This window comes from Alteromonas nitratireducens (genome assembly GCF_040812025.1).
In the GTDB taxonomy this organism is placed as follows: Bacteria; Pseudomonadota; Gammaproteobacteria; order Enterobacterales; family Alteromonadaceae; genus Alteromonas; species Alteromonas nitratireducens.
In genome coordinates this window covers 22547-46951 of the sequence record NZ_JBFNPK010000004.1, presented here as the reverse complement: position 1 = coordinate 46951, position 24405 = coordinate 22547, and the positions used below count along the sequence as shown (strand labels likewise).

The following is a 24405-nucleotide window of genomic DNA, read 5'->3' as shown; positions in this document are numbered from 1 at the left end:
GTGACGTGAAAATTTGGACGATCGCCAACCAGAAAGGTGGAGTAGGCAAAACCACGACAACCGTGACGCTGGGAGGCTTGCTGGCTGCCCGGGCGAACGCGCGTGTGCTGCTGATTGATACCGATCCCCATGCGTCGCTGAGTTACTATTTCGGGATTGACGCAGAGGCGCTGTCGTCGTCGGTGTACGATATTTTTATGCACTCAGGTGCCCTGACGTCAGATTTGGTGATGGACATTCTGTGCCCTACCAAGGTAGATAATTTGTATGTGCTGCCGGCGACCATGACCCTGGCAACACTGGATCGTCAAATGGGCACACAGCAGGGCATGGGACTGGTGCTTAAGCGAGCCCTGGCGCAGGTTGAAGCCGAATTTGATTACGTACTGATTGACTGTCCGCCGGTACTCGGCGTACTGATGGTTAACGCCCTTGCAGCCTGTGATAAGGTGATTATTCCGACGCAGACCGAATATCTGGCGTTAAAAGGTCTCGATCGGATGGTGCATACACTCGATATTATGGGTAAGTCGCTCAATAAAGCATTCGACACACTGATCGTGCCGACCATGTATGACAAACGGACCAACGCGGCGCTGGCATCACAAAAACGCCTGACAACCGATTACGGTGACAGGGTATGGGACGGGGTCATTCCTGTCGATACCCATTTCAGAGACGCGAGTCAGACGCAGTTACCCGCGAATGTTCAGTTTCCTGGGACACGTGGTGTTTATGCGTACTCGAAGTTGTTAAAAGTACTGGAGCGCTAAACGATGAATAAGCAGTCACCGTTCGCGCGTGAGCACATCATGCAGGAATATCTTGATAGCCTGCTGCGTGCACCGGAGGACCCGGCTGAAGTCACCGCACGAACGGCAAAATTGCTGGAGCAGGCGACGTTCCGCCTGGCGGAGGTTCCTGAGCTGGAACAGCCTGTATCCACCGAAACTGTGGAGAGGGTGGAAACGGTGGAGGCACCAGCCCCGGTTACCACACCGGTAACCGAGGTTGTCAGCGAAACGAACGTGCAGCCTGAAAAAACTGCGCCAGAAGTCGCGATGCCGACACAGACGGTTCAGGAGATGCTGGATGAACAATTTCAGGCGCTGTTTTTCGACGTGGCAGGCCTGACACTGGCAGTCCCCCTCATTACGCTCGGCGGGATACATCAGCTTGAGAAAGTTGGCCCGTTGTTCGGAAAGCCAGACTGGTTCAAGGGCGTAATGTTGCATCGCGATGAAAAACTGAATGTGGTCGATACAGCATTATGGGTAATGCCTGAAAAATACGACCAAAATCTGGCAGAAACGCTACACTATCAGTATCTTGTGATGTTAGGTGACAGTGTGTGGGGACTGGCATGCGAAAAGCTGGTCAATACCGTCACATTGTCGAAGTCAGATGTAAAATGGCGGGAGTCCAAAGGGAAACGTCCTTGGCTGGCCGGCATGGTAAAAGAAAGAATGTGCGCCCTGATTGATGTTAATCAGTTAGTGGCAATGCTAAGTAGTGGCTTAGGTAGTAACGACCAGACGAAATAGGAATGGGAGCCAAGGTTCATGAGTGATGAAAGAGCGAACAACAACGCAGCAGACAGCAATGATGAAATCCTTCAGTGGGTAACCTATCGTCTGGGCGATGAAACGTACGGCATTAATGTCATGCAGGTGCAGGAAGTGCTGCGCCACACTGAAATTGCACCGGTACCTGGAGCCCCTGATTATGTGCTCGGTATCATTAACCTGCGCGGTAATGTTGTGACCGTCATTGATACGCGTGCGCGGTTTGGTTTACCGCCCACAGATATCACCGACAACACCCGTATCGTGATCATTGAGTCGGACGAGCAGGTTGTCGGTATTCTGGTCGACAGTGTTGCCGAAGTGGTTTACTTGAAATCATCAGAAATTGACAGCGCACCGAACGTGGGCACAGAAGAAAGTGCCAAGTTCATTCAGGGTGTAAGTAACCGGGATGGCGAACTGCTTATTCTGGTTGACCTGAACAAGCTGCTCAGTGATGAAGAATGGGATGAGATCAGCAATATCTGATGTTGTCCGCAATGACAAGCGAGCCAGTGCTGATTGGCTCGCTGACATTGCATAGTGTCTGAAAGGAGTCGTCGGACCCATGTCTGCTATTGCACCACACCCGCTCATCCTCACGCTCGTTCTTTTACTTGTTGCGATTGCCACAGTTATTGCCTTTAAAAAAATCTCCCGCCAGGTGGCTTTGGTGCAGTCAAAAAATGATGCACTCATGCAAAGTCTTGGTGAACTGCGCGAGACACTGAGCCAGCTTCAGCACCAGCAAAATGAAGACCAGACCCGCGTGGTAGTGGCAACCCGACACCTCAGTACCCTTGAAGACAAACTTGAAGCGGTCGAGCAGCAAATCCGTGATGTAAAACTTCAGGATCCCTCCATGCGCCTGTATCAGCGTGCAGCGGAGCTGGTTAAGCAGGGCGCCTCGATGGAGGAAGTGATGGAAGCCTGCGACATTCCGCGCGCTGAAGCTGAACTGCTCATTACCGTACACAGACGGGCAACGTAAAAAAACGTTTGGACGTCTAGACGTAAAGATGTTGACATGACGGTGTGATTCGCGACAATACAGTATTCTCTGTTTACGTCCGGAGCGCCCATGCCAATCAGAATTCCTGAACAACTGCCTGCACAAGGTGTGCTGTCCGAAGAAAATATTTTCGTTATGGACAGCAATCGCGCTGCGACACAGGATATCCGTCCGCTTGAAGTAGGTATCCTGAACCTGATGCCGAATAAAATCGCGACAGAGATACAGTTGCTGCGTTTGTTGTCTAATACACCACTGCAGATCAACGTCGACCTTATCCGCATTGATAATCTGGCACCGAAGAATACCCCGCAGTCACACATGGATGCCTTTTATCACGCGTTTTCTGAGATTGCGCATAAGAAGTACGACGGCCTGATAGTGACCGGTGCGCCGCTCGCTATGCTTGACTATGAAGAGGTAAAATACTGGGAGACCATGACCACCATTCTTGAATGGGCACAGCGTCATGTGCAGTCGACCCTGTACCTGTGCTGGGCCGCGCACGCGGCGATGTATCATTTTTACGGCATCAGACGTACGCTGCTGCAGAACAAACTTTCGGGGGTGTATTCGCACACTGTGCGTCAGCCAAATAACGAACTGTTAAGAGGGTTTGATCCGCAGTTCTGGGCACCACATTCGCGCTTTGGTCATATTCATAGCGCCGACTATGCCAGTGTCGACGGGCTAGATGTGCTGGCAGAATCCAACGAAGTGGGTGCTTACATTGTTGCGTCTGACGATAAGCGTATGGTGTTTGTAACAGGGCATCCGGAGTATGATGCCCTCACGTTGCACGACGAATTTTTACGCGACAGTGACGCCGGGCTTGCACCGGCGGTGCCGGTTAATTATTACCAGAATGACGAGCCCGGTACTGATGTGCTGATGCGCTGGCGGGCCCATGGCAGCCTGCTGTTTACCAATTGGCTGAATTACTATGTTTATCAGACCACGCCGTATGATCTGGCCACCCTGTCTGAAAAAACACAACCAACCAGGAGCGAACGTGAGTAGTACACAACACATCCTTACAGAGGAAGCCAAAAAACGCATACTGGTGCTTGATGGTGCGATGGGAACCATGATCCAGCGGCATGCCCTGAGTGAACAGGACTATCGCGGCGACGCATACGCCAACTGGCACTGTGACCTGAAAGGCAATAATGACCTGCTGGTGATTACCCAGCCGGATCTGATCAAGGCGATTCACCGGGAATACCTGGAGGCCGGCGCCGACATCATTGAAACCAACACCTTTAATGCCACGCGCATTGCGATGGCAGATTATGATATGCAGGACGAATCACGCGCGATTAACCTGGCAGCGGCCAGACTGGCCCGTGAGGTCGCCGACGAAATAACAGCGCAAACGCCGGACAAGCCGCGCTTTGTGGCTGGCGTGCTGGGGCCGACTAACCGGACCGCCTCTATTTCACCTGACGTGAATGATCCCGGTAAACGTAATGTAACATTTGACCAGCTGGTGGCAGCGTATGAAGAATCTGCAGAGGCGCTTATCGAGGGGGGGGTGGATATCATCATGCTGGAAACCATCTTCGACACGCTCAACGCCAAAGCAGCCGCTTTTGCGGTAGAGAGTACTTTTGAGAAGCTCGGTCTGCGTTTGCCGGTGATGGTGTCGGGCACCATTACTGATGCGTCAGGACGGACGTTGTCGGGTCAGACAACAGAAGCATTCTATTATTCCATGCGTCACGTTAAGCCGGTTGCCTTTGGGCTTAACTGCGCGCTGGGGCCGGATTTACTGCGTCAGTATGTTGATGCATTGTCTTCGGTGTGCGAATGCCTTGTCTCAGCCCATCCCAACGCCGGTTTGCCCAACGAATTTGGTGAATATGATATGGAAGGCCCTGAGATGGCCGAGCATATCGGTGAGTGGGCGCGCTCTGGTCTGGTTAACATCGTCGGCGGGTGTTGTGGCAGTACGCCAGAGCATATCCGGGATATCGCGAAAGCCGTAGAGGGCGTAGCACCGCGCACGCCACCGGTGTTTGAGCCTAAAATGCGACTGGCCGGCCTTGAGCCGTTTGTTCACTAGGAGGTTGTGTGACTGACGCAATAGCAAGCTTTATCAATATCGGCGAGCGGACAAATGTCACCGGCTCTGCGGTATTCAAACGTCTGATCATTAACGGCGACTACGAGGCGGCACTGGATGTCGCCCGTCAGCAGGTAGAAAACGGGGCACAGATAATCGATATCAACATGGATGAAGCCATGCTCGATTCGAAAGAGGCCATGGTGACATTCCTGAATCTGATCGCCTCTGAGCCGGATATCTCCCGTGTACCCATCATGATTGATTCTTCGAAGTGGGACGTGATTGAAGCGGGGCTTAAGTGCATCCAGGGCAAAGCCATTGTTAACTCGATCAGCCTGAAAGAGGGCGAGGCGCAGTTTATTGAACAGGCGACACTGATTAAACGCTATGGCGCTGCAACGGTGGTGATGGCGTTTGATGAAACCGGCCAGGCAGACACCAAGGCCCGTAAAGTCGAGATTTGTCAGCGCAGCTACCGTATTCTGACCGAGACCGTCGGCTTTGCGCCGGAAGACATTATATTTGATCCCAATATATTCGCGGTCGCAACGGGCATAGAAGAGCACAATAACTATGCTGTCGACTTCATTGAGGCGACGCGCGAGATCCGTAAAACCTGTCCGTACGCTCACGTATCCGGCGGCTTATCCAATATCTCATTTTCATTTCGTGGTAATAACCCGGTCCGTGAAGCCATGCATTCGGTGTTTCTGTATCACGCGATCCGTGCCGGGCTGGATATGGCCATCGTAAATGCCGGTCAGCTTGAAGTGTATGATGAAATTCCCGCGCAGTTACGGGATGCCGTAGAGGATGTCATTCTCAATCGCCGCGATGATGCAACGGAGCGCCTGCTGGATATCGCGCCCCAGTTTCAGGGTGACGGCAAAGTGGCAGCCAAAGAAGATTTGTCCTGGCGAGAGGCGGATGTTAATAAACGGCTTGAGCATGCGCTGGTTAAGGGGATCACCGATTACATCATTGAAGACACCGAGGCCGCGAGACTCGCCGCAACCCGACCCCTTGATGTCATCGAAGGGCCGCTGATGGACGGCATGAACGTGGTCGGCGATCTGTTTGGGGAAGGTAAGATGTTCCTGCCTCAGGTGGTTAAATCAGCGCGGGTCATGAAAAAAGCCGTTGCACACCTGCAGCCCTACATTGAGGCTGAGAAAAGCGAAGGTACGAAAAGTAACGGTAAAATTCTGTTAGCGACGGTGAAAGGCGACGTACACGACATTGGTAAGAATATCGTTGGGGTCGTACTGCAATGCAATAACTTTGAGGTCATTGACCTTGGCGTGATGGTGCCCGCCGCTAAGATTTTGCAGACAGCCCGGGAGGAAAATGTCGATATGATCGGCCTGTCGGGACTGATTACACCGTCTCTGGATGAAATGGTGCATGTTGCCAGGGAAATGGAGCGACTGGGTTTTGATATCCCGCTGTTAATCGGCGGAGCGACTACCTCTAAAGCCCACACGGCGGTTAAAATTGAACAGAATTACCATGCGCCGGTTGTGTATGTGCCTAATGCCAGCCGCGCTGTGGGTGTATGTCAGAAGCTGCTTAATCGAGAGTCCCGAGATGTGTTTGCCCGCCAGTTAGACAAAGAGTATGAGACGGTTCGCGCCCAGCACGCCAGAAAGCAGCCCCGGTCTCGTCCGGTAACGCTGACCGAAGCGCGTGAAAATGCATTCAAGGCCAGTACTTACTCGCCAGTGACGCCGGCGCAACCCGGCGTTACACCGGTTAGCGTGTCGCTTTCGACACTGCGCGAATATATCGACTGGACACCGTTTTTTATGACCTGGTCACTGGCCGGCAAATTTCCGCGCATCCTTAAGGATGAGGTGGTCGGAGAGCAGGCGACAACCCTGTTTAATGACGCCAACCGGATGCTTGATGACATTATCAACAGCGGTAAGCTGACCGCCAAAGGCGTGATAGGCCTGTTTCCTGCCAATCGCATTGGCGATGACGTTGAGATTTACCGTGATGAGTCGCGCACTGACATCCTTGGTGTAGCCCGGTTTCTGCGACAGCAAACGCTCAAACAGGGTGCGCCTAATTACTGTCTGGCAGACTTCGTTGCCGATAAACAGTCTGGTATTGCAGATTATTTTGGTGCGTTTGCGGTTACCGGCGGCATTGGTGAGGATGAACTCGCAGACAGCTATCTGCAGCAGGGCGACGATTATAATGCAATTATGGTCAAGGCCATCGCAGATCGGCTGGCAGAAGCGTTCGCAGAGTATCTGCATGAACAGGTCCGAAAAGTGTACTGGGGTTATGCACCGGATGAGTCGCTGGATAACACGGCGCTTATTCGCGAACAGTATCAGGGTATTCGTCCTGCGCCGGGGTATCCCGCCTGTCCTGAACACACAGAGAAGCAACTTATCTGGGATTTGCTTGACGTCGGGCAACACACCGGGATGCGCCTGACCGAAAGCTATGCGATGTGGCCGGGCGCCTCAGTGTCGGGCTGGTACTTTGCGCATCCGGAGAGCCGGTACTTTGCGGTGGCAGGTATCCAGCAGGATCAGCTTGAAGATTACGCCCGCCGCAAAGGCTGGCCTGTTGAGGAGGCGGCAAAATGGTTAGCGCCGAACCTCAATGACAGATAAACCCTTCAGCCAGGCATGTGAGAATAACAAAGGGCCGATACTCTCCCATCTGGCACGCGAATTTGCGCGCACAACACGGGTACTGGAAATAGGCAGCGGTACCGGCCAGCATGCTGTGCATTTTGCTGCGCACCTGCCACATCTTACATGGCAGACCAGTGATCAGCCTCACTATCACGCAGGGATCACCGCGTGGGCAGAGGAAGCGCGTCTGGCAAATCTGCGGTTACCCCTGACACTGACGATTGGTGAGGAAGCGATACCGCAGGCACAGTTTGATGGCGTGTTTACTGCCAATACCGCGCATATTATGCAAAAAGAAGAGGTGCAGCGGCTGATGCACGACGTGAGCACCGCATTACCCGACGGCGGTGTGTTCTGCCAGTATGGCCCGTTTACCCAAAATGGTGTGTTTTCGTCAGACAGTAACCGTGACTTTCATCAGTCATTGCTCGAGCGGGGGCTGGGAGGCTATCGCGACATTACTGAATTGCAGGCATGGCGCGGAAAGCTGGTACTTAATGCAATTCACGACATGCCCGCCAATAATCTGCTGCTGGTCTGGAAAAAGTCTGGCTGACAACGCCAGTGTGGCAGTTGCCTGTCGCGTCTGTCGTTATCAGCACTTTTAAAACGCCATGAGTTTGGTATAACAGGAGTACAGATAACGGGCTTCAAAAATTCGTTATCTTGTCGATATCAGGTAAGTAAGAGCAACATGCCTGACGCCCGGATGCATTCGGGGGCAGGCGACTAGCAGGGAGTGTGGCGACAGTCGTCTCCCACAGCGAGCAACTTCATCAAAAAAGACCGGCGAGTTTGTCTGGAAGCCAAAGCTGGCGGTGAAGGTACGCATCGCGTTTTTAAACGCACAATAATAATGAGAAGTACTATGAGCGCTATGTCTCTCCAGAAAAAATTTATGTTGATCATGGGCGGCAGTATTGCCGTCATGCTGTTTATTTCCGCCTTTGTGGTCGTTGGCTATATCGGTGACAAAACCCGCGAGAGTGTTGAACAGGAAGTGGCCGCGCTGGTGGAACTGGAAGCCAGTTCGGTGGAAAGTTTCTTTTCTGTTTATGGCGGCGTCGCCAGAGCGTTTCTGAGCAGTCCTTTTTTGCGTGACTTCTTTCACGATTATAACGATCGTGGCGCCCCGGAGTCGCGGGTAAGGAATGCTGAAGAAATCTATCAGCTGTTTCGTAACATCAGTAATGATGACAGTAACATTAAGTCTGCGTTCTTTGGCTCAGCCAATACCGGTGAATACTTTTATGAAGCTGGCCGGGTCGGGGTTGATACGGAAGGCCCGGATGCCGGCAATCCGGCTAAGGGCTATTTTGCCACGCAGCGTCCCTGGTATCAGACCGCGGTAAAACAAGGCAAGCTTTACGTAACGCCGCCGGCAGTCGATTCCCAGGATGGCAGTGTTTCTGCGGTTATTCAGACCCCCGTTACCCACCGAGGAAAGCTGATTGGGGTCGGCGGTGTTGATATTCTGATCAGCACAGTGGGAGATGTCATCGACGACATTCGTTATAATGATAAAGGAACCGCGTTTCTGCTCGACGATGCGCAGAATATTGTTTACTTCCCCAAGCAGGAGAAAGACCTGCCACTGAGCTCTGCCGTGTCATCGTTCGACACTGTATTCGATGAAACGACCGGTTTTGGCAGCCTGGCCTCGGCCATCAAGCGCAGTTCAAAAGGGATGGTGCCGGTAACCTGGCGTGGCGAGTCTTATATTGCGGTGTTTCGCCATGCGTCGCTGGACAACCCCAAAATGGACTGGACGCTGGGGATCCTTATTCCTGAGTCATTGATCACCGATCCCATCAACAGTGCCATTACCACTGCCACGCTGGTATCGGTCGTTATTATTGCCATTATTGCGTTGATCACTTACCTGGCCGGGTCCCGCATTACCCGTCCTATCATTAAAATGAAAGCGGCTATGGCCGAGATTGCGAATGGGGACGGCGACCTGACCAAGCGCCTCGACATCGAAAGCAATGATGAAATTGGCGAACTGGCCGGCGAATTCAACCGCTTTACCGACAAACTGCGTGATTTGCTACAGCAAACCGCAACCCACACCAGTGCCGTCGCTGATGCGGCTGCCCATTTGCGCGACGTGTCACAGGACACCAGTACGCAGATGAATAAAGAACGTAATCAGGTAGACAGTGTGTCAACTGCGGTGACCGAAATGGCGACCACCGTGGTCGAGATTTCTAAAAATGCGGCGCAGTCCAGTGATGCAGCCAATGAGGCGGATATGCTGGTCAGTCAGGGTAAAGCTCAGGCTGAGGATGCGATGGCAGATATCCGGTCTCTGGCAGCGTCTATCGATGAGGGCGTGAAAGTGGTGAGTGGCTTAAGCCAGGAGTCTGACAATATTGGTGCGGTGATTGACGTGATCAACGGTATCGCAGAGCAAACCAATCTGTTGGCACTGAATGCGGCCATTGAGGCGGCGCGAGCGGGTGAGCAGGGACGTGGTTTTGCGGTGGTTGCCGATGAGGTCAGGTCGCTGGCGAGCCGGACACAGGATTCAACTGATGACATTCGTCGTATGGTCGAACGACTGCAGAACATGGCTGAACAAACCGATACCGTGATGCAGCAGGGCAAGGAAAAGTCTCAGCGAGGGGTGGAAAAAACCGAGCTGGTCGTGACTTCGCTTGAGAATATCAATCGTGCGATTGGTACCGTGCAGTCGCAGAGTGAACATATCGCCCGGGCCACTGAACAACAGACGGTAGTGGCCGAAGATATCAATCAGTCGCTGGTCACGATTACTAACCTGAGCGACACAACAAGTCAGCATGCCGAATCTCTGGCAGCGGAGGCGACGCAGCTTAGCGGCGTCGCCAGTGAGCTGCGAGAACTGGTTAATCAGTTCAAAATATAAAGACAGGGCGCATAATGCGCCCTTTTTTATACGGTCTGACTGTCGGTGACGGAGACTGCGTTGGCAAGACGATGCTGTATCACCGAGCGGATGAGGGTGGAAAGTTCACGAAATACCGCGCGTGCAGGCGAGGTGTTGCGCCACGCCAGCATGTGCTGACGTACAATCGGCATATCCAGTATTTCTGCCACATGCAGTGCATCGGGGTCGTGCAGTTCACTGTGCACATATAAGCCGGGCAGAAATGCCATCCCCATGCCCATTACAACCATTTGACGCAGCGTATCGAGACTGGTCCCTTCATAGTCACTGTCAATCACCGCACCCAGGCGGGAACAGACATCCTGTACCTGTGAATGAAAGTGATGACGCTCCTCCAGAGTCAGCACTTTATGGCCCCGAATGGCGTCGGGACTGATAAAGGCCTCGCCAGCAAGCGGGTGGTCTGCGGGCACCACAAATTTCAGCGGCTCAAGAAACAGCGGCTGTACCTGAATTTGCGAATCTTTGTTCGACATTGGCGACAGAATCAGGTCAAACTCGCCCGACAGCAACCCTTCCTGCAACTGTTTTGGCGCCGCTTCACGAACATAGAACTTCAGCCCAGGGCGGGCTCTGTGGATATCCGGCAGGATGTGAGGCAGCAGATAAGGCCCCAGGGTCGGCGGGATCCCGAGTCGATAGGTGGTTTTCTCCCCTTCTGACAGCGCCTGCGCCATTTCGGAAAACTGCATAACGGATTTGAGTACATTTTCCGCGTACTCAAGCAGGGCTTTCCCCTGTGCTGATAGCAGCGTGCCAGAGCGACTACGTTCAAACAGAATTAAGCCAAGATTCGATTCCAGCGCACTGATTTGACTGGTTAATGTCGGCTGACTGATCCCCAGCGCCTGGGCTGCACGTCGAAAATTCAGCATCCGCGATACCGTGACGAAGTAACGCAACTGGTTAATAGAAGGATATTTACCGTTATTTTGCATGCGGAACTCACAGAAACAGGCTTTTGATAGTCATATCCTATCGCCAATATTGATTATTTTCTATAAAACTATCAAATTGTTTGTTTTTTCATTACGTATCAACAATATAGAAACAATTTTGTCGCATTCCTGTGACGCAAAAATGCAGCTGACCGCCGTTATTTGGCGTGAATCCCCCAAAAGCGCACGAAAACAACAGAATGAATAATCTTTAATTAAGACCCGGGAATACCCTTGAATGACGTGGGTAAACCAAAGTTTTACAAGGGCTTAGGGATGGTCAGGACAACGGCATATGTGGTCTCTTGATAGTTGTTGGCTATCGCCACTGGAAATTACTTTCTATTAAGCTAATCAGTAACGTTGTATTTTATAAAAGGTACCATTCAATTTTTTTTAAACGAGGGTGATGTATGGAACATGTAATTTCTGGTGTAGCGAAATTTCAGAAGGAAGTTTATCCGGAGAAAAAAGGGATTTTCCAAAAACTGGCAAATGGCCAGAACCCTGAAGTGCTGTTTATCACGTGCGCAGACTCGCGCATCGATCCAAACCTGGTGACACAAACCGAGCCGGGTGAGCTGTTCATCTGCCGTAATGCGGGCAACATCGTGCCGCCACACAGCAACCAGACCGGCGGTATGACTGCGTCAATCGAATTTGCGGTCGCAGCGCTGGGTGTCAGCCATATCGTTGTCTGCGGACATACTGATTGCGGCGCAATGAAAGGCGCACTGGCCCCGGAGAAATTGAGCAGTCTGCCACACGTTAAGGAATGGCTTGGCCACTGCCGCTGCGCTACCGAAGTAGTGAAGGAAAAGCACGGCGGTGAACTGGGTGCCGAGCATCTTTCCGAAGTGACCAAAGAAAACGTACTGCAGCAGCTGCAGCATCTGCGTACTCACCCTGCGGTGGCAGCAAAGCTGGCAACCGGTCAGGTTGAGCTGCACGGGTGGGTGTATGACATCGAGCTGGGTAAAGTGCTTTGCTACGACAATAACAAGGGTGAATTTGTCGAGCTGGATAAAGCCTATTCAGACAATCTTAAATCGGCATAACGGACTTTACTTATGAAATTCGATATGACGTTTAGTGAACTGAAACACGATCTGCCCGCCAGTATCGTGGTGTTCTTTGTGGCGTTGCCGCTGTGCCTGGGTATTGCCCTGGCATCCGGCGCGCCGCTGTTTTCGGGTATTATCGCCGGTATTATCGGCGGTATCGTTGTTGGTAGCTTAAGCGGATCGCGACTTGGTGTGAGTGGTCCTGCCGCTGGTCTCGCGGTCATCGTCTTCGATGCCATTGCGACGCTGGGAAGCTGGGAAGTATTTCTGGCTGCGGTAGTACTGGCCGGGGTATTTCAGCTTATTCTTGGCTATGCCAGAGCGGGATTTATCGCCTATTTTTTCCCGACGTCGGTGATCACCGGTATGCTGGCGGGTATCGGCCTGCTTATCGTGCTGAAACAGCTGCCGTACCTGTTTGGCTGGCACGCCGACTTTCTTGGTGAAGAAGCGTTCTCTCAGGTCAACGGGGAAAACACTTTCTCCGCCATAGAGCATGCTTTCACGTCAATGTCGCCGGTCGTGGTGACGATTTCTATGGTGTCGCTGGGACTGCTCATCCTGTGGGACGCGTACCTGTCTAAGGCACATAAGATTTTCCAGCTGATCCAGGGGCCACTGGTGGTGGTGGTACTGGGTATTCTGGCGTCGTTGTTCCTTGAGCAGGCGGGTTCACCGCTGGCAGCAGACCAACTGGTAGCCTTACCGGCAATGGAGTCACTGTCAGGACTGGCTAACGAGCTGTCTTTCCCGGCATTCTCTCAGATGTTCTCGGTTGAGGTGTTCACGGTTGCGCTGGTTATGGCTGCCGTTGCCAGTATCGAGACGCTGCTGTGTGTCGAGGCCACGGATAAACTGGATCCTGCCCGTAACGTCACGCCCACCAATCGTGAACTGAAGGCGCAGGGTGTGGGTAACATTTTGTCTGGTCTGGTAGGCGGTCTGCCGGTAACCCAGGTTATTGTGCGCAGTTCTGCCAATATCGCATTCGGAGCGAAAACCAAGCTGTCTGCTGTCATGCATGGCTGCTTCCTGCTTGCCGCTATTCTGGTGTTGCCTGGTGTGCTGAATATGATCCCGCTGGCCTCACTGGCTGCGATCCTTATCGTGGTTGGCTATAAGCTGGCTAAACCGGTCATGTTCAAGCTGATGTATAAAAACGGCATGGAGCAGTTTTTACCGTTTGTCACAACCATCCTGGTGATGTTGTTTACCGACCTGCTGACAGGTGTCATGGTCGGACTGGGTGTCAGTGTGTTCTTCACGCTGAAACACAGCTACCGAAACAGCTTTAATGTGACTGACGAAGTGGTTGAGGAAAATGGTGAGACCACACACCGTATCGTGCTGGCTGAAGAAGTGTCGTTCTTCAATAAGCCTGTGATTCTGAGAAAACTGAATGCGATCCCAGAAAATACCCGGGTCGTGCTGGATTTCTCGAATACCCGCGCGCTGGCCTATGATGTGAAGGAGCTGGTGTCAGATTTTATCAATAACGCCAAGTCCAAAAACATCCAGGTCGAGACGATTAAATTCCAGTCGTAAACACTACTACAGCGGCAGGTTCTGCCGCTATCTCTTCCGTTGAGCTATCGGCAGGCTGACTGCTGATAGCTTTTTTTTATCATCACATCACGTATTTTTCTATTAGCCCCTTCGTTAATGTCGTGTAAAAAATTACAATAATGTAATTTTTAGACCCCGGAGTGGTTATGAAGCATCTCATTAAAGGTGTGGCAAAGTTTCAGCGCGAAATTTACCCCGACAAAAAAGCAACATTCAAAAAGCTGGCCAACGGCCAGAATCCGGAAGTGTTATTTATTACCTGTTCAGATTCTCGGATTGATCCGAATCTGGTCACACAAACCGACCCGGGTGACCTGTTCATTTGTCGCAACGCGGGCAACATTGTTCCGCCGCACAGTAACCAGACCGGCGGCATGACGGCATCAATTGAATTTGCGGTTGCAGCACTGGGTGTGGCTCACGTTGTTATCTGCGGGCATACAGATTGTGGGGCAATGAAAGGAGCGCTTGATCCCGATGCCCTTGATGGGTTGCCACATGTTCGCGAGTGGCTGGGTCACTGCCGTTCGGCTACCGAGGTGGTGCGCGAACGCTGTGGCGAACTTGGTCAGGCGCAGCTTGCCGATGTCACTAAAGAAAACGTGCTGCAGCAAATTCAGCATTTACGCACCCATCCTTCGGTAGCGGCGAAAATTGCTACCGGTCAGGTGCTGTTGCATGGCTGGGTGTATGACATCGAACGTGGCGAAGTGATCTGCTATGACGATGATGCCGGGCAATGGGCGTCGATGGACAAGGTCTATTCGGACAAGGCGTCGGCGGCAGAGTAAGCCGGAGAGCAGGGAATCGGTATGAAATTTGACTTAAGTCACCTGCGCGGTGACATCACGGGCGGTCTGACCGCCGGTATTGTGGCGTTGCCGCTGGCACTGGCGCTTGGCGTGGCCTCTGGCGTAGGCCCGATGGCGGGTTTGTATGGCGCTATCGCCGTCGGCTTCTTTGCTGCGTTGTTCGGTGGTACGCCTTCACAGATATCCGGGCCGACAGGCCCTATGGTAGTAGTGCTGGCGGGGCTTGCCGCCAGTCTGTCAGGTGACGTTGGCCTTATTTTTACGGCGGTTATGCTGGCAGGAGTCTTCCAGATACTGCTGGGTCTGACCGGGGTGGGGCAATACATCCGGCTTGTGCCATATCCGGTGATCTCAGGGTTTATGACGGGCATCGGTGCCATTATCATTATTTTGCAGATTGGTCGGCTGATGGGGCACGAACCGCCAGGCGGGACCATTGGGGCGCTTGCTTATATTCCCACCGCGCTGGCGGATATCGATTTTGTCACGCTCGCGCTTGGTTTGGGTACCCTGGTGATTGCCTATAATTGGCCGCCGGCGCTGGGTAAAGTAGTGCCTGGCGCACTGGCAGCGCTTATCATCGGCACGCTGGTCAGTCTGAGTCTGACAACCCCGGTACTGGGGAATATTCCAACCGGATTGCCGGCTATCCACATTCCTGTCTTTGACAAGGCAAACATGTGGCTGATTGTGGAAGCCGCGATGATACTGGCCTTTCTTGGCGCGATTGACTCATTACTGACGTCACTGGTCGCTGACAATATGACCCGTAGCCGGCATGACAGTAATAAAGAGCTGATAGGACAGGGCATAGGTAACACGGTGTCCGGTTTACTTGGCGGGATTGCCGGTGCAGGGGCCACCATGCGGACTGTGGTCAATATTCGCAGTGGCGGCAAAACCCGTTTGTCCGGCATGGTACATGCCCTGATCCTGCTGGCGATTGTACTGGGACTCGGCCCACTCGCCGCTAAAATTCCCCATGCGGTGCTGGCGGGTATTCTGGTTAAAGTCGGCCTGGATATTATTGACTGGAGTTACCTGAAGCGTGCGCACAAAGGGCCGCGCTGGGACTTTGTGCTGATGCTGACGGTGCTTGGTCTGACGGTTTTCGTTGACCTTATCACCGCCGTTGGTGTGGGCGTGGTGTTTGCTTCTCTCGCGTATGTCCGTCAGATTGCGCAGATCCAAATTGAAGAGCTAAACCGGTTACCTGACGATATGGGCAACGACGAAGAAAAGGCCCTGTTTGATACCATCAAGAAGCACGTTACGCTGTTCAGCTTTGGCGGGCCGTTGAGCTTCGGGGCGGCGGCCGATTTGGGGCATCGCGTCAGAGAGAAAGTCAAACCCAAATCACTGTATATGGTTATGGATTTCACCCGTGTACCCACACTGGACGTGTCCGCTGCCATGGCGGTGGAAACTGTCACATCGGATGCGCAGGCAGCTGGCCGACAGCTGATTATCTGTGGTGTTAATGAGAGAGTTGAAAAAGTGCTGGCTGATTTTTACCAGCATCACCCGGATATTCCGGTGTTCACTAACCGGCTTGATGCGTTGCGTCATGTTCAGCAGGTATTGAGCGGGCAGTCTGCTGAAAAGACGGCTTAACCAACGGAATGACGTGCCAGCCGTCAGAAAAAAAGCCTGCTTCTGCAGGCTTTTTGCTGTCTGTAACATGAGCCTGCTCTGCAGGCTCAGTATTTACCAGATCCGTACACGCTCTTCTGGTGCAAGATACAGTGCGTCTCCCGGCTGTACATCGAACGCCTCGTACCAGGCGTCGTGGTTACGCGGTGCCAGGGCACGGAACCGACCCGGCGCATGCGTGCCTGCGCGCAGCTGGTTCAGCATGCTTTGCTCGGTACGTTTCTCTTTCCAGACCTGAGCCCAGGCCAGGAAGAAGCGCTGGTCGCCGGTCAGGCCGTCAATAACCGGCGCTTCTTTTCCGTTCAGGCTGAGCTTATAGGCATGGTAGGCCATCGACAGACCGCCGACGTCACCGATGTTTTCGCCCAGGCTGTTTTGACCATTAACAAAGTTGCCTTCGATTGGCTCATACTCGCTGTATTGCGCCGCCAGCATGTCCGCTTTTTTCTCAAACGCTGCACGGTCTTCATCGGTCCACCAGTTACGCTGAATGCCATTGGCGTCAGACTTTGAACCCTGGTCGTCAAAACCATGGCCCATCTCATGACCGATTACGGCACCAATTGCGCCATAGTTCACCGCAGGATCGGCATTAGGATCGAAGAACGGAGGCTGCAGAATGGCAGCAGGAAACACGATTTCATTGAACGAACTATTGTAGTAAGCGTTCACTCTCTGTGGTGTCATGCCCCAGCGCTCACGATCAGTAGGTTGCAGCTCGCGCTCTACGTCCTGATTCTGGAAGAACTGGCGTAGGTTTCTTACGTTGGTAACCAGATCACTGTCGGTAATGGTCAGTCCCTCAAACGACTGCCACTCGTCCGGATAGCCAATTTTAGGGCGGAATGCCTCCAGTTTTGCCAGCGCATTTTTCTTGGTGTCTTCACTCATCCAGTCAAGGTTAGTGATGCGCTCACGCAGCGCTGTTCTCAGGTTCTCTACCAGTTCACTCATTTGCTGTTTGGAGCTTTCAGGGAAATAGCGGTCAACGTAAATCTTACCAATCGCAAACCCTAACGACTCAGTGCCCGACATCTGGCTGACTGCACGCTTCCAGCGCGGACGTGGTTCCTGCTGGCCGCTTAACGTACGCCCATAAAAATCAAAGTTAGCCTGATAGAGGTTTTCAGACAGCAGATCGGCGTTATTACTGACCGTGTGATACGTCAGATACGCTTTCCAGTCGTCCAGCGGTGCGTCATTGATAATGGCGATAACATCGTTAACCGGCTCTGGCTGAGCAATATTCAGTGTCGGTACCTTAAGTCCTGACGGTGCAAAGAAGGTGTCCCAGTCAAAATTGGGATAGCTGTCTGCCAGGTCGTCGCGGGCAATCTGGTTCAGCGTTAAATCACGGTTACGGCGTTTCTCACGAGGCCACTGCGCCTCGGCAATTCGGGTCTCCAGTGCCAGAATAGCGGCGGCTTTTTCTGCGGCATTGTCTTCACCGGCCAGGGTCAGCATTTCTTCAATATGCTTGACGTACGCGTCGCGTATTCCCTGAAAACGCTCACTGTCGGTGAGGTAGTAATCGCGGTCGGGCAGACCCAGACCACCAACACCAACATTTAACTGATACTCGTCGGGATTGAGACGGTTGTACCACAGCCCTCCCCAAATTGGTGAAATGGCGTCGGTCAGCCAGGCATTACCAAAAATGCGGGTCAGGTCGGTGACGTCTTTTGCCTCACTGATGGTGGTCAGTACGTCCTGAATCGGGGTCAGCCCCTTGGCATTAACGGCTTCTGTGTCCATGTACGCTTTGTAAAAGTCATGAACCAGCTTTTCTTCTGCATTCAGGTTTTCTTTGGTCATCAGCTCATCGATGATGGTTTTAACCTGCTCTTCACTGCGATCCGCAAGGGCACTGAATGCACCGTAGCGGGTTTTATCTGCCGGTAGTTCGTAATTCTGATACCAGGTGCCGCTTGCATACATGAAGAAGTCATCGCCCGGTTTCACAGATTCATCGCGCGCGCTCAAATCGACGCCAAATGAACCCAGCTCGGCTTTACCCTGTTCGCTCTGAACCTGTTGCTGTTCAGTGCTGGCTTGTTCTGATGTCTGCTGAGGCTGACTACAGGCGGTTACGCCCAGTGTGGCGGCGATCATGGTCGCCAGTAACGTATACTTCATTTTTCCTGTCTCGTGTAAGTGTCCGGTCCAGCCTCAGGCTGGGTAACGGACGTGGTTTTTAGTTGTGATGTAAACTGACTGTTAAAAGGTAAAGCATCCCGTGCCCGATTGAAATAATCAATCAGCATTGGGCGCTCCTGATTTAGAAAATTTCCGACTGCGTCATGAAAAGGGGCAGAAAACAACCGGTGCATGGAGTAACAATACATCGGTTCGAATCCGCGCAGAATTTTATGTTCGCCCTGGGTTCCGGGATTAAATAAGGGCAGATTGTTTGCGATGGCGAACTTAATGCCTTCCAGATAACAGCAAATGAAATGCAGGCCATCGATATCGGTGAGACTGCCCCAGTAGCGTCCGTACAGCCCGGTGTCGTCATAGAAAAACAGCGCGCTGGCAACCGGGGTGCCGCTGAGGTCGGCGCGCACCAGCAGCATCCTGTCTCTGAAGGTCTCACAGAGGTAGTCAAAAAACGCGGCTGACAAATACCCGGTATGGCCGCTGCGCTTCAGATAGGTCTGCTGATAGCAACGATAGAAAAATGCCATATCGTCGGGTGTTATCTGGTTATCACGCATCGCGTGCACGGTGACATCTGCCGCGGCCAGTTGTCGATAGGATTTACGAATATCTTTACGTTTGCGTGAGGTCAGCGCATTGAGAAAGTCGTCGAACGTGGCGTAATCATAATTGTGCCACTGAAACTGCACCGACAGGCGAGAATGAAAGTCTGGTTGCGACAGTGTACGGTGCTCATTGGCGGTGAAAAGAAGATGTGCAGACGACACGCCTTGTTGCTCAAGTGCCGACAGCGCCAGTTTCACTGCCTGGTTGGCAACGACAGGCTCCGTCATCCCCAGCAACTTTTGTGTTGTTACCGGCGTAAACGGAATCGCGCTTATCCATTTAGGATAGTACGGCAGACCATGCCGATGGTAGGCATCGGCCCAGCCATGATCGAAGATGTATTCCCCCATGCTGTCGTATTTCAGATACCCGGGCATCACAGCAATGATCTTGTCGTTTTCCTCCACGATAAGATGATGAGGTTGCCATGCGGTATCCTCACCCACACAGTCACACGCCTCCAGGGCATGCAGAAAACGATAGTCAACAAACGGCCCGGCCCCCTGACTGAGTTGAGGCCAGTCTTGTTGCAGATCACAAAGACGTGAAGTGAATCGTATTGTTATACTCATGGGTTATCAGTCTGTGCGCTGGCAACATGCAACAAAAGTTACAGGCTACTTGCGAACCATAATCTGTGTCGAATTAAAACCATGTCAGAATTTGAAGAGAAGGTCATCATTGATGCGATCACCCGCATGCTGGCGAGGCGAGAGCACAGTATTGATGAGATTAAACGTAAACTACAGGCAAAAGGGATCCCCGACGAGGCGTTTTTACCTGTACTAAACCAGTTTGTGGAAGCACGGGTTCAGAGCAATGAGCGCTACGCAGAATCCCGCGCCAGAAGCCTGGCCAATAAGGGCAGTGGCCCGGCAAAAATACGCGCTGATCTGATGCAGCGAGGCGTCAGCGAACGGGACATTGAGAGCGCCTTTGAAGACTTGGAGGTTGACTGGTATGCGCTGGCTTGCGAGGTCAGGATAAAGAAATTTGGGCGCGCATTGCCACAAACCTACGAAAAGCGGGTCAGGCAAATGCAGTTTCTTCAGTACCGGGGCTTTGAAATGAGTCATATAAACTATGCTGTCAGCGGTGACTAATTTTAGGCCCGTCGCTTAACAAGGCTTCGTGTTCCGTGGTATCTTTCGCACACATGCGCGACTGCGCCAGGCAGCCTTATCTCTGCACATCAGTGTTTCCATTAACCAGAATAGGAAGTTAGGAATTCAATGACATTTTCAACTGCTGATATTCGTCAGAAATTTTTTGATTATTTCAAGCGCCATGGTCATCAACAGGTGGCGAGTTCTTCACTGGTACCGGCAGATGATCCGACACTTCTTTTCACTAATGCAGGGATGAACCAGTTCAAGGACGTTTTTCTGGGGACAGAAAAGCGTAGCTATACGCGTGCCGTTTCCTCACAACGCTGCGTGCGTGCCGGCGGAAAACATAACGATCTGGAGAATGTCGGATATACCGCGCGTCACCATACGTTTTTCGAAATGCTGGGTAACTTCAGTTTTGGTGACTACTTCAAAAAAGAAGCGATTGAATTTGCCTGGAACTTCCTGACCGAAGAGTTAAAGCTGCCAAAAGACAAACTGCTGGTGACCGTTTATTCAGAGGACGACGAAGCGTTTGCTATCTGGGAAAACCACATTGGTGTACCGAAGGAAAAAATTATCCGGATTAATACCTCAGATAACTTCTGGTCAATGGGTGACACTGGCCCGTGCGGTCCCTGCTCCGAAATTTTCTATGATCATGGCGAACACATCTGGGGTGGTCCACCGGGATCACCTGAAGAAGATGGCGACCGGTTTATCGAGATTTGGAACCTGGTCTTCATGCAGTACAACAAGCAGTCAGACGGCACCATGGAGCCATTGCCGAAACCGTCTATTGATACCGGTATGGGCCTTGAGCGTATCTCTGCCATTCTGCAGCATGTTCACAGCAACTACGAGATTGATCTGTTCCAGAGCCTGATTAAAGCGGCGGCAGAGATCGTTGGTACGCAGGATTTGGAAAACAAATCACTGCGCGTTATTGCCGACCATATCCGCTCGTGCAGCTTCCTGATTTGCGATGGTGTGATGCCGTCGAACGAAGGCCGGGGTTATGTGCTGCGCCGGATTATTCGCCGTGCGGTCCGTCACGGTTATCAGTTGGGTGCGGACACGATCTTTTTCTACAAACTGGTGGGGGCGCTGGCAAAGGAAATGGGCGACGCCTATCCGGAGCTGGTAGAGCAGCAGCCGGTGATTGAAAAAGTACTGAAAGTAGAAGAAGAGCAATTCAGTAAAACACTCGCTCGCGGTATGACGATGTTGACAGAGACCCTGTCATCGCTGGAGGGCGACACGCTGCCCGGTGACATCGTGTTTAAGCTGTACGATACCTACGGGTTCCCGACGGACCTGACCAATGACGTGGCTCGCGAACATGACGTAAAAATTGACATGGACGGTTTTGATGTTGCCATGCAGGCGCAGCGTGAGCGGGCGCAGCAGGCCAGTCAGTTTGGTACCGACTACAACAGCCGTCTGAACGTAGAACATGAGACCGCATTCACCGGGTACGCACAAACGGATGGTGACGCGAATGTCATTGAGCTGATTGCAAACGACGCCTTTACCGATGAACTGACAGATGGTCAGGAAGGTGTGGTTATTCTGGACAGTACGCCGTTTTATGCAGAGTCCGGCGGCCAGGTAGGGGATACCGGGGTGCTGAAAGTTGCTAATGGTGAGTTTATTGTTCGCGATACCCAAAAAATGGGCAACGCGTTCGCTCACTACGGCAAAGCGTCCGGGTCGGTGAAAAAAGGTGACAAGGCCAGCGCAAAAATTGACGCAGAAAAGCGCGATGCAATCCGTAAAAACCACAGTGCGACGCACCTGCTGCACGCTGCACTGAAAGAGGTGCTGGGTGAGCATGTAAATCAGAAAGGCTCGCTGGTTGAGGCACAGCGCATGCGCTTTGACTTTTCACACTTTGAGGCGGTAACCGCGCAGCAGTTGCAGACCATTGAAAAACGGGTAAACGAAGAAATTCAGGCAAACCACGCGCTGACCACCCGGTTAATGGGGTTAGAGGAAGCCAAAGCTGCCGGCGCGATGGCACTGTTTGGCGAGAAATATGACGACGAAGTGCGCGTCGTGTCGATGGGGCCATTCTCCATAGAGTTATGTGGCGGTACGCACGTCAACCGTACGGGTGACATTGGTCTGTTTAAAATTACTGCAGAAAGCGGAATCGCATCTGGTGTCCGACGCATTGAGGCGGTTACCGGCAGTGCGGCACTTGACTATGTTCAGCAGCAGCAGCGCCTGCTTCAGGATATAGCAGCCACACTGAAAACCGACGTGACACATGTGGGCGAGCGTTTGTCAGCCCTGCAGAGCCAGAATAAAGAACTGGAAAAAGCGCTGACAGCGGCCAAACAAAAACTCGCCAGTCAGCAGGGCGCTGACCTGCTGCAGCAGGCTCAGGATATCAATGGTGTCCGCGTGCTGGTGGCGAAGCTGGAAGGCGTTGAGCCAAAAGCACTGCGCAACATGGTTGACGAACTTAAGAACCGTATGAGCTCTGGCATCGTAGTATTAGGACTGGCGGGAGATGCCAAGGTGAATCTTATCGCCGGGGTAACCGACGATCTGACCGGTAAAGTAAAGGCCGGCGAACTGGTTAACCATGTCGCCGCACAGGTTGGTGGCAAGGGCGGTGGGCGTCCGGATATGGCACAAGCTGGCGGTGATAAGCCACAATACCTTGAATCTGCGTTAGATTCCGTTACCGACTGGTTAACAGATAAGCTATAATTAGCAAAGTGTAATATTCAGCGGGTTTTTGCGGTGACACAAAAACACGGAATCGCTGACACCTTGATTGGGTCGTGCCAATGCAAGGAACGTGTGGTCAGGGACAGGTTCAGGTTTAAGGAACAGGAGCAACAGAATGCTTATTTTGACTCGTCGTGTGGGTGAGACACTCATGGTAGGTGATGATGTGACCGTCACTGTACTCGGAGTGAAAGGCAATCAGGTACGTATTGGTGTGAATGCGCCAAAAGAAGTGTCTGTGCACCGTGAAGAAATCTATATGCGTATACAGGCTGAAAAGGGCGGACAACCCGACTCTGCTGAAAAAGCATAAAGCAAGGAGGTCAGCATGGTGCTGGCCTTTTTTTTGACTAAAAAAGAAGCGGTTAGTCAGAAAGTAATCGCTTTTTCATCAATTTGATTAAAATCTCTGCATGCGTTTGGATTTTGCTAAAAAAGGTTTGACTCCTTTCGGTGAATCCGTAAAATGCAGCCCCACTTACGGAGAGGTGGGTGAGTGGCTGAAACCAGTTCCCTGCTAAGGAACCATACGCATTACGCGTATCGAGGGTTCGAATCCCTCCCTCTCCGCCACTAATTCGTTGGTGGTGGCAGCCAACAAAAAGAATTGCGCGTGTGTAGCTCAGCTGGATAGAGTACCTGGCTACGAACCAGGCGGTCGGAGGTTCGAATCCTTCCACACGCGCCACTTAATTTACATTGCCATTGTTTGTAGTAAACTACAGATGAAACAGTTTACGCGTGTGTAGCTCAGCTGGATAGAGTACCTGGCTACGAACCAGGCGGTCGGAGGTTCGAATCCTTCCACACGCGCCATATATGAAAACCCACCATTCGGTGGGTTTTTTATATGTCTTTGATGGAGGATGAGAACCGACAAGAGGTTCGACGACATCGTCGGAACGATGTCGAACGCGCGTCAGCGCGGCCCCGCAGGGGCGAGGGCAGGAGCCCGAGTAATCCTTCCACACGCGCCATATAAGAAAACCCACCATTCGGTGGGTTTTTTTATATGTCTTTGATGCAGGATGAGAACCGACAAGAGGTTCGACGACATCGTCGGGAACGATGTCGAACGCGCGTCAGCGCGGCCCCGCAGGGGCGAGGGCAGGAGCCCGAGTAATCCTTCCACACGCGCCATACAAGAAAACCCACCATTCGGTGGGTTTTTTCTTTCTCCGTCACCCCGCAGTATCATACTGATGTCGCGGTTGTTTTTTGCCCATACCCGTGGTACATCTTTTTCATCATTTCTAATTCAGGGCTGGTGATGAGTTCCGGTGCAATCCAGAGTTTGTTAGCAGAGGCCGCCACACTGATGCTGGTGGGTATGGTGTTTGTATTTGCGTTTCTCACCTTGCTAATTTTTGGTGTCTCACTGATCGCCCGATTCTGCGCACGCTTTCCGGGTCACACACCGTCTCCGGCCTCCACTGGCCAGACAGCCGCGGCCAACGTTGAGCCTGCCATTGTTGCTGCTATCGCGGCTGCTATCCATACGCACCGCCAGTCTAACCGAGAGTAACA

General features: G+C 52.4%; 20 protein-coding genes and 3 tRNA genes. 20 read left to right on the top strand and 3 right to left on the bottom strand.

Annotated features, from left to right (window positions below):
* The first annotated feature begins 5 nt into the window (after positions 1 to 5).
* From AB1N33_RS05180 to AB1N33_RS05140, 9 genes are all read left to right on the top strand, one after another.
* The gene (locus AB1N33_RS05180) at positions 6 to 773 is read left to right on the top strand and encodes a ParA family protein (protein WP_411270478.1); all 768 of its coding nucleotides are present in this window, start codon (positions 6 to 8) and stop codon (positions 771 to 773) included.
* Between the two features lie 3 nt (positions 774 to 776).
* Positions 777 to 1544: a chemotaxis protein CheW gene (locus AB1N33_RS05175; RefSeq protein ID WP_411270477.1), complete on the top strand. Its 768-nt coding sequence runs from the start codon at positions 777 to 779 to the stop codon at positions 1542 to 1544.
* An 18-nt stretch (positions 1545 to 1562) separates the two neighbouring features.
* Complete coding sequence (locus AB1N33_RS05170; RefSeq protein ID WP_411270476.1) at positions 1563 to 2054, top strand: chemotaxis protein CheW; 492 nt, start codon at positions 1563 to 1565, stop codon at positions 2052 to 2054.
* Between the two features lie 79 nt (positions 2055 to 2133).
* Positions 2134 to 2556 carry a DUF2802 domain-containing protein gene (locus tag AB1N33_RS05165; protein WP_411270475.1) on the top strand — a complete coding sequence of 141 codons (423 nt, stop codon included), beginning with the start codon at positions 2134 to 2136 and terminating at the stop codon, positions 2554 to 2556.
* Between the two features lie 90 nt (positions 2557 to 2646).
* Complete coding sequence (metA, locus tag AB1N33_RS05160; RefSeq protein WP_411270474.1) at positions 2647 to 3597, top strand: homoserine O-succinyltransferase MetA; 951 nt, start codon at positions 2647 to 2649, stop codon at positions 3595 to 3597.
* Positions 3590 to 4642, top strand: a complete 1053-nt coding sequence (locus AB1N33_RS05155; protein WP_411270473.1) for a homocysteine S-methyltransferase family protein — start codon at positions 3590 to 3592, stop codon at positions 4640 to 4642. The genes metA and AB1N33_RS05155 overlap by 8 nt, the downstream gene beginning before the upstream one ends.
* Positions 4643 to 4650: 8 nt before the next feature.
* Positions 4651 to 7275: a methionine synthase gene (gene metH / locus AB1N33_RS05150; protein WP_411270472.1), complete on the top strand. Its 2625-nt coding sequence runs from the start codon at positions 4651 to 4653 to the stop codon at positions 7273 to 7275.
* Positions 7265 to 7855 (top strand): DUF938 domain-containing protein, encoded by a 591-nt coding sequence (locus tag AB1N33_RS05145; protein WP_411270471.1) that lies wholly within the window; start codon positions 7265 to 7267, stop codon positions 7853 to 7855. Before metH ends, AB1N33_RS05145 begins: the two co-directional genes overlap by 11 nt.
* A gap of 312 nt (positions 7856 to 8167) precedes the next feature.
* Positions 8168 to 10189 (top strand): methyl-accepting chemotaxis protein, encoded by a 2022-nt coding sequence (locus AB1N33_RS05140; RefSeq protein WP_411270470.1) that lies wholly within the window; start codon positions 8168 to 8170, stop codon positions 10187 to 10189.
* 26 nt (positions 10190 to 10215) lie between these two features.
* Here the strand turns inward: AB1N33_RS05140 and AB1N33_RS05135 are convergent, their stop codons facing one another.
* A complete protein-coding gene (locus AB1N33_RS05135; RefSeq protein WP_411270469.1) occupies positions 10216 to 11169 on the bottom strand; it encodes a hydrogen peroxide-inducible genes activator in 954 nt (317 codons plus the stop codon).
* 413 nt (positions 11170 to 11582) lie between these two features.
* On the opposite strand from AB1N33_RS05135, the gene AB1N33_RS05130 reads away from it, so the two are divergent.
* The 4 genes from AB1N33_RS05130 (at position 11583) to AB1N33_RS05115 (ending at position 16225) form a co-directional block, all read left to right on the top strand.
* A complete protein-coding gene (locus AB1N33_RS05130) occupies positions 11583 to 12227 on the top strand; it encodes a carbonic anhydrase (RefSeq protein WP_411270468.1) in 645 nt (214 codons plus the stop codon).
* Between the two features lie 24 nt (positions 12228 to 12251).
* Positions 12252 to 13778 (top strand): SulP family inorganic anion transporter, encoded by a 1527-nt coding sequence (locus AB1N33_RS05125; RefSeq protein ID WP_411270467.1) that lies wholly within the window; start codon positions 12252 to 12254, stop codon positions 13776 to 13778.
* Between the two features lie 167 nt (positions 13779 to 13945).
* On the top strand, positions 13946 to 14590 hold the full coding sequence (locus tag AB1N33_RS05120) for a carbonic anhydrase (protein ID WP_411270466.1): 645 nt from the start codon (positions 13946 to 13948) through the stop codon (positions 14588 to 14590).
* Between the two features lie 21 nt (positions 14591 to 14611).
* Positions 14612 to 16225: a SulP family inorganic anion transporter gene (locus AB1N33_RS05115; protein WP_411270465.1), complete on the top strand. Its 1614-nt coding sequence runs from the start codon at positions 14612 to 14614 to the stop codon at positions 16223 to 16225.
* Between the two features lie 93 nt (positions 16226 to 16318).
* Here the strand turns inward: AB1N33_RS05115 and AB1N33_RS05110 are convergent, their stop codons facing one another.
* Both AB1N33_RS05110 and AB1N33_RS05105 read right to left on the bottom strand, forming a co-directional pair.
* Positions 16319 to 18400 carry a M13 family metallopeptidase gene (locus AB1N33_RS05110; RefSeq protein WP_411270464.1) on the bottom strand — a complete coding sequence of 694 codons (2082 nt, stop codon included), beginning with the start codon at positions 18398 to 18400 and terminating at the stop codon, positions 16319 to 16321.
* Positions 18397 to 19599 (bottom strand): GNAT family N-acetyltransferase, encoded by a 1203-nt coding sequence (locus AB1N33_RS05105; protein WP_411270463.1) that lies wholly within the window; start codon positions 19597 to 19599, stop codon positions 18397 to 18399. The genes AB1N33_RS05110 and AB1N33_RS05105 overlap by 4 nt, the downstream gene beginning before the upstream one ends.
* 81 nt (positions 19600 to 19680) lie before the next feature.
* Here AB1N33_RS05105 and AB1N33_RS05100 point away from each other — a divergent pair, with 81 nt between their 5' ends.
* From AB1N33_RS05100 to AB1N33_RS05070, 7 genes are all read left to right on the top strand, one after another.
* A complete protein-coding gene (locus tag AB1N33_RS05100) occupies positions 19681 to 20130 on the top strand; it encodes a regulatory protein RecX (protein WP_411270462.1) in 450 nt (149 codons plus the stop codon).
* A gap of 129 nt (positions 20131 to 20259) precedes the next feature.
* Complete coding sequence (gene alaS / locus AB1N33_RS05095; protein ID WP_411270461.1) at positions 20260 to 22857, top strand: alanine--tRNA ligase; 2598 nt, start codon at positions 20260 to 20262, stop codon at positions 22855 to 22857.
* 136 nt (positions 22858 to 22993) lie between these two features.
* Positions 22994 to 23191, top strand: a complete 198-nt coding sequence (gene csrA / locus AB1N33_RS05090) for a carbon storage regulator CsrA (protein WP_411270460.1) — start codon at positions 22994 to 22996, stop codon at positions 23189 to 23191.
* 169 nt (positions 23192 to 23360) lie between these two features.
* Positions 23361 to 23451: transfer RNA gene (locus AB1N33_RS05085), tRNA-Ser, on the top strand.
* 38 nt (positions 23452 to 23489) lie between these two features.
* A tRNA-Arg gene (locus AB1N33_RS05080) sits at positions 23490 to 23566 on the top strand.
* Between the two features lie 51 nt (positions 23567 to 23617).
* Positions 23618 to 23694 (top strand) — tRNA-Arg (locus AB1N33_RS05075).
* 454 nt (positions 23695 to 24148) lie between these two features.
* Entirely contained in the window at positions 24149 to 24403 is a 255-nt protein-coding gene (locus tag AB1N33_RS05070) for an OadG family protein (protein WP_411270459.1), read from the top strand.
* Positions 24404 to 24405: the final 2 nt, after the last annotated feature.

Bases quoted from the DNA above. Each gene is read 5' to 3' on its own strand.
- AB1N33_RS05175 (WP_411270477.1), top strand. From the start codon at position 777: ATGAATAAGCAGTCACCGTTCGCGCGTGAGCACATCATGCAGGAATAT.
- AB1N33_RS05170 (WP_411270476.1), top strand. From the start codon at position 1,563: ATGAGTGATGAAAGAGCGAACAACAACGCAGCAGACAGCAATGATGAA.
- AB1N33_RS05165 (WP_411270475.1), top strand. From the start codon at position 2,134: ATGTCTGCTATTGCACCACACCCGCTCATCCTCACGCTCGTTCTTTTA.
- metA (WP_411270474.1), top strand. From the start codon at position 2,647: ATGCCAATCAGAATTCCTGAACAACTGCCTGCACAAGGTGTGCTGTCC.
- AB1N33_RS05145 (WP_411270471.1), top strand. From the start codon at position 7,265: ATGACAGATAAACCCTTCAGCCAGGCATGTGAGAATAACAAAGGGCCG.
- AB1N33_RS05140 (WP_411270470.1), top strand. From the start codon at position 8,168: ATGAGCGCTATGTCTCTCCAGAAAAAATTTATGTTGATCATGGGCGGC.
- AB1N33_RS05135 (WP_411270469.1), bottom strand. From the start codon at position 11,169: ATGCAAAATAACGGTAAATATCCTTCTATTAACCAGTTGCGTTACTTC.
- AB1N33_RS05130 (WP_411270468.1), top strand. From the start codon at position 11,583: ATGGAACATGTAATTTCTGGTGTAGCGAAATTTCAGAAGGAAGTTTAT.
- AB1N33_RS05125 (WP_411270467.1), top strand. From the start codon at position 12,252: ATGACGTTTAGTGAACTGAAACACGATCTGCCCGCCAGTATCGTGGTG.
- AB1N33_RS05120 (WP_411270466.1), top strand. From the start codon at position 13,946: ATGAAGCATCTCATTAAAGGTGTGGCAAAGTTTCAGCGCGAAATTTAC.
- AB1N33_RS05115 (WP_411270465.1), top strand. From the start codon at position 14,612: ATGAAATTTGACTTAAGTCACCTGCGCGGTGACATCACGGGCGGTCTG.
- AB1N33_RS05110 (WP_411270464.1), bottom strand. From the start codon at position 18,400: ATGAAGTATACGTTACTGGCGACCATGATCGCCGCCACACTGGGCGTA.
- AB1N33_RS05105 (WP_411270463.1), bottom strand. From the start codon at position 19,599: ATGAGTATAACAATACGATTCACTTCACGTCTTTGTGATCTGCAACAA.
- AB1N33_RS05100 (WP_411270462.1), top strand. From the start codon at position 19,681: ATGTCAGAATTTGAAGAGAAGGTCATCATTGATGCGATCACCCGCATG.
- alaS (WP_411270461.1), top strand. From the start codon at position 20,260: ATGACATTTTCAACTGCTGATATTCGTCAGAAATTTTTTGATTATTTC.
- csrA (WP_411270460.1), top strand. From the start codon at position 22,994: ATGCTTATTTTGACTCGTCGTGTGGGTGAGACACTCATGGTAGGTGAT.
- AB1N33_RS05070 (WP_411270459.1), top strand. From the start codon at position 24,149: ATGAGTTCCGGTGCAATCCAGAGTTTGTTAGCAGAGGCCGCCACACTG.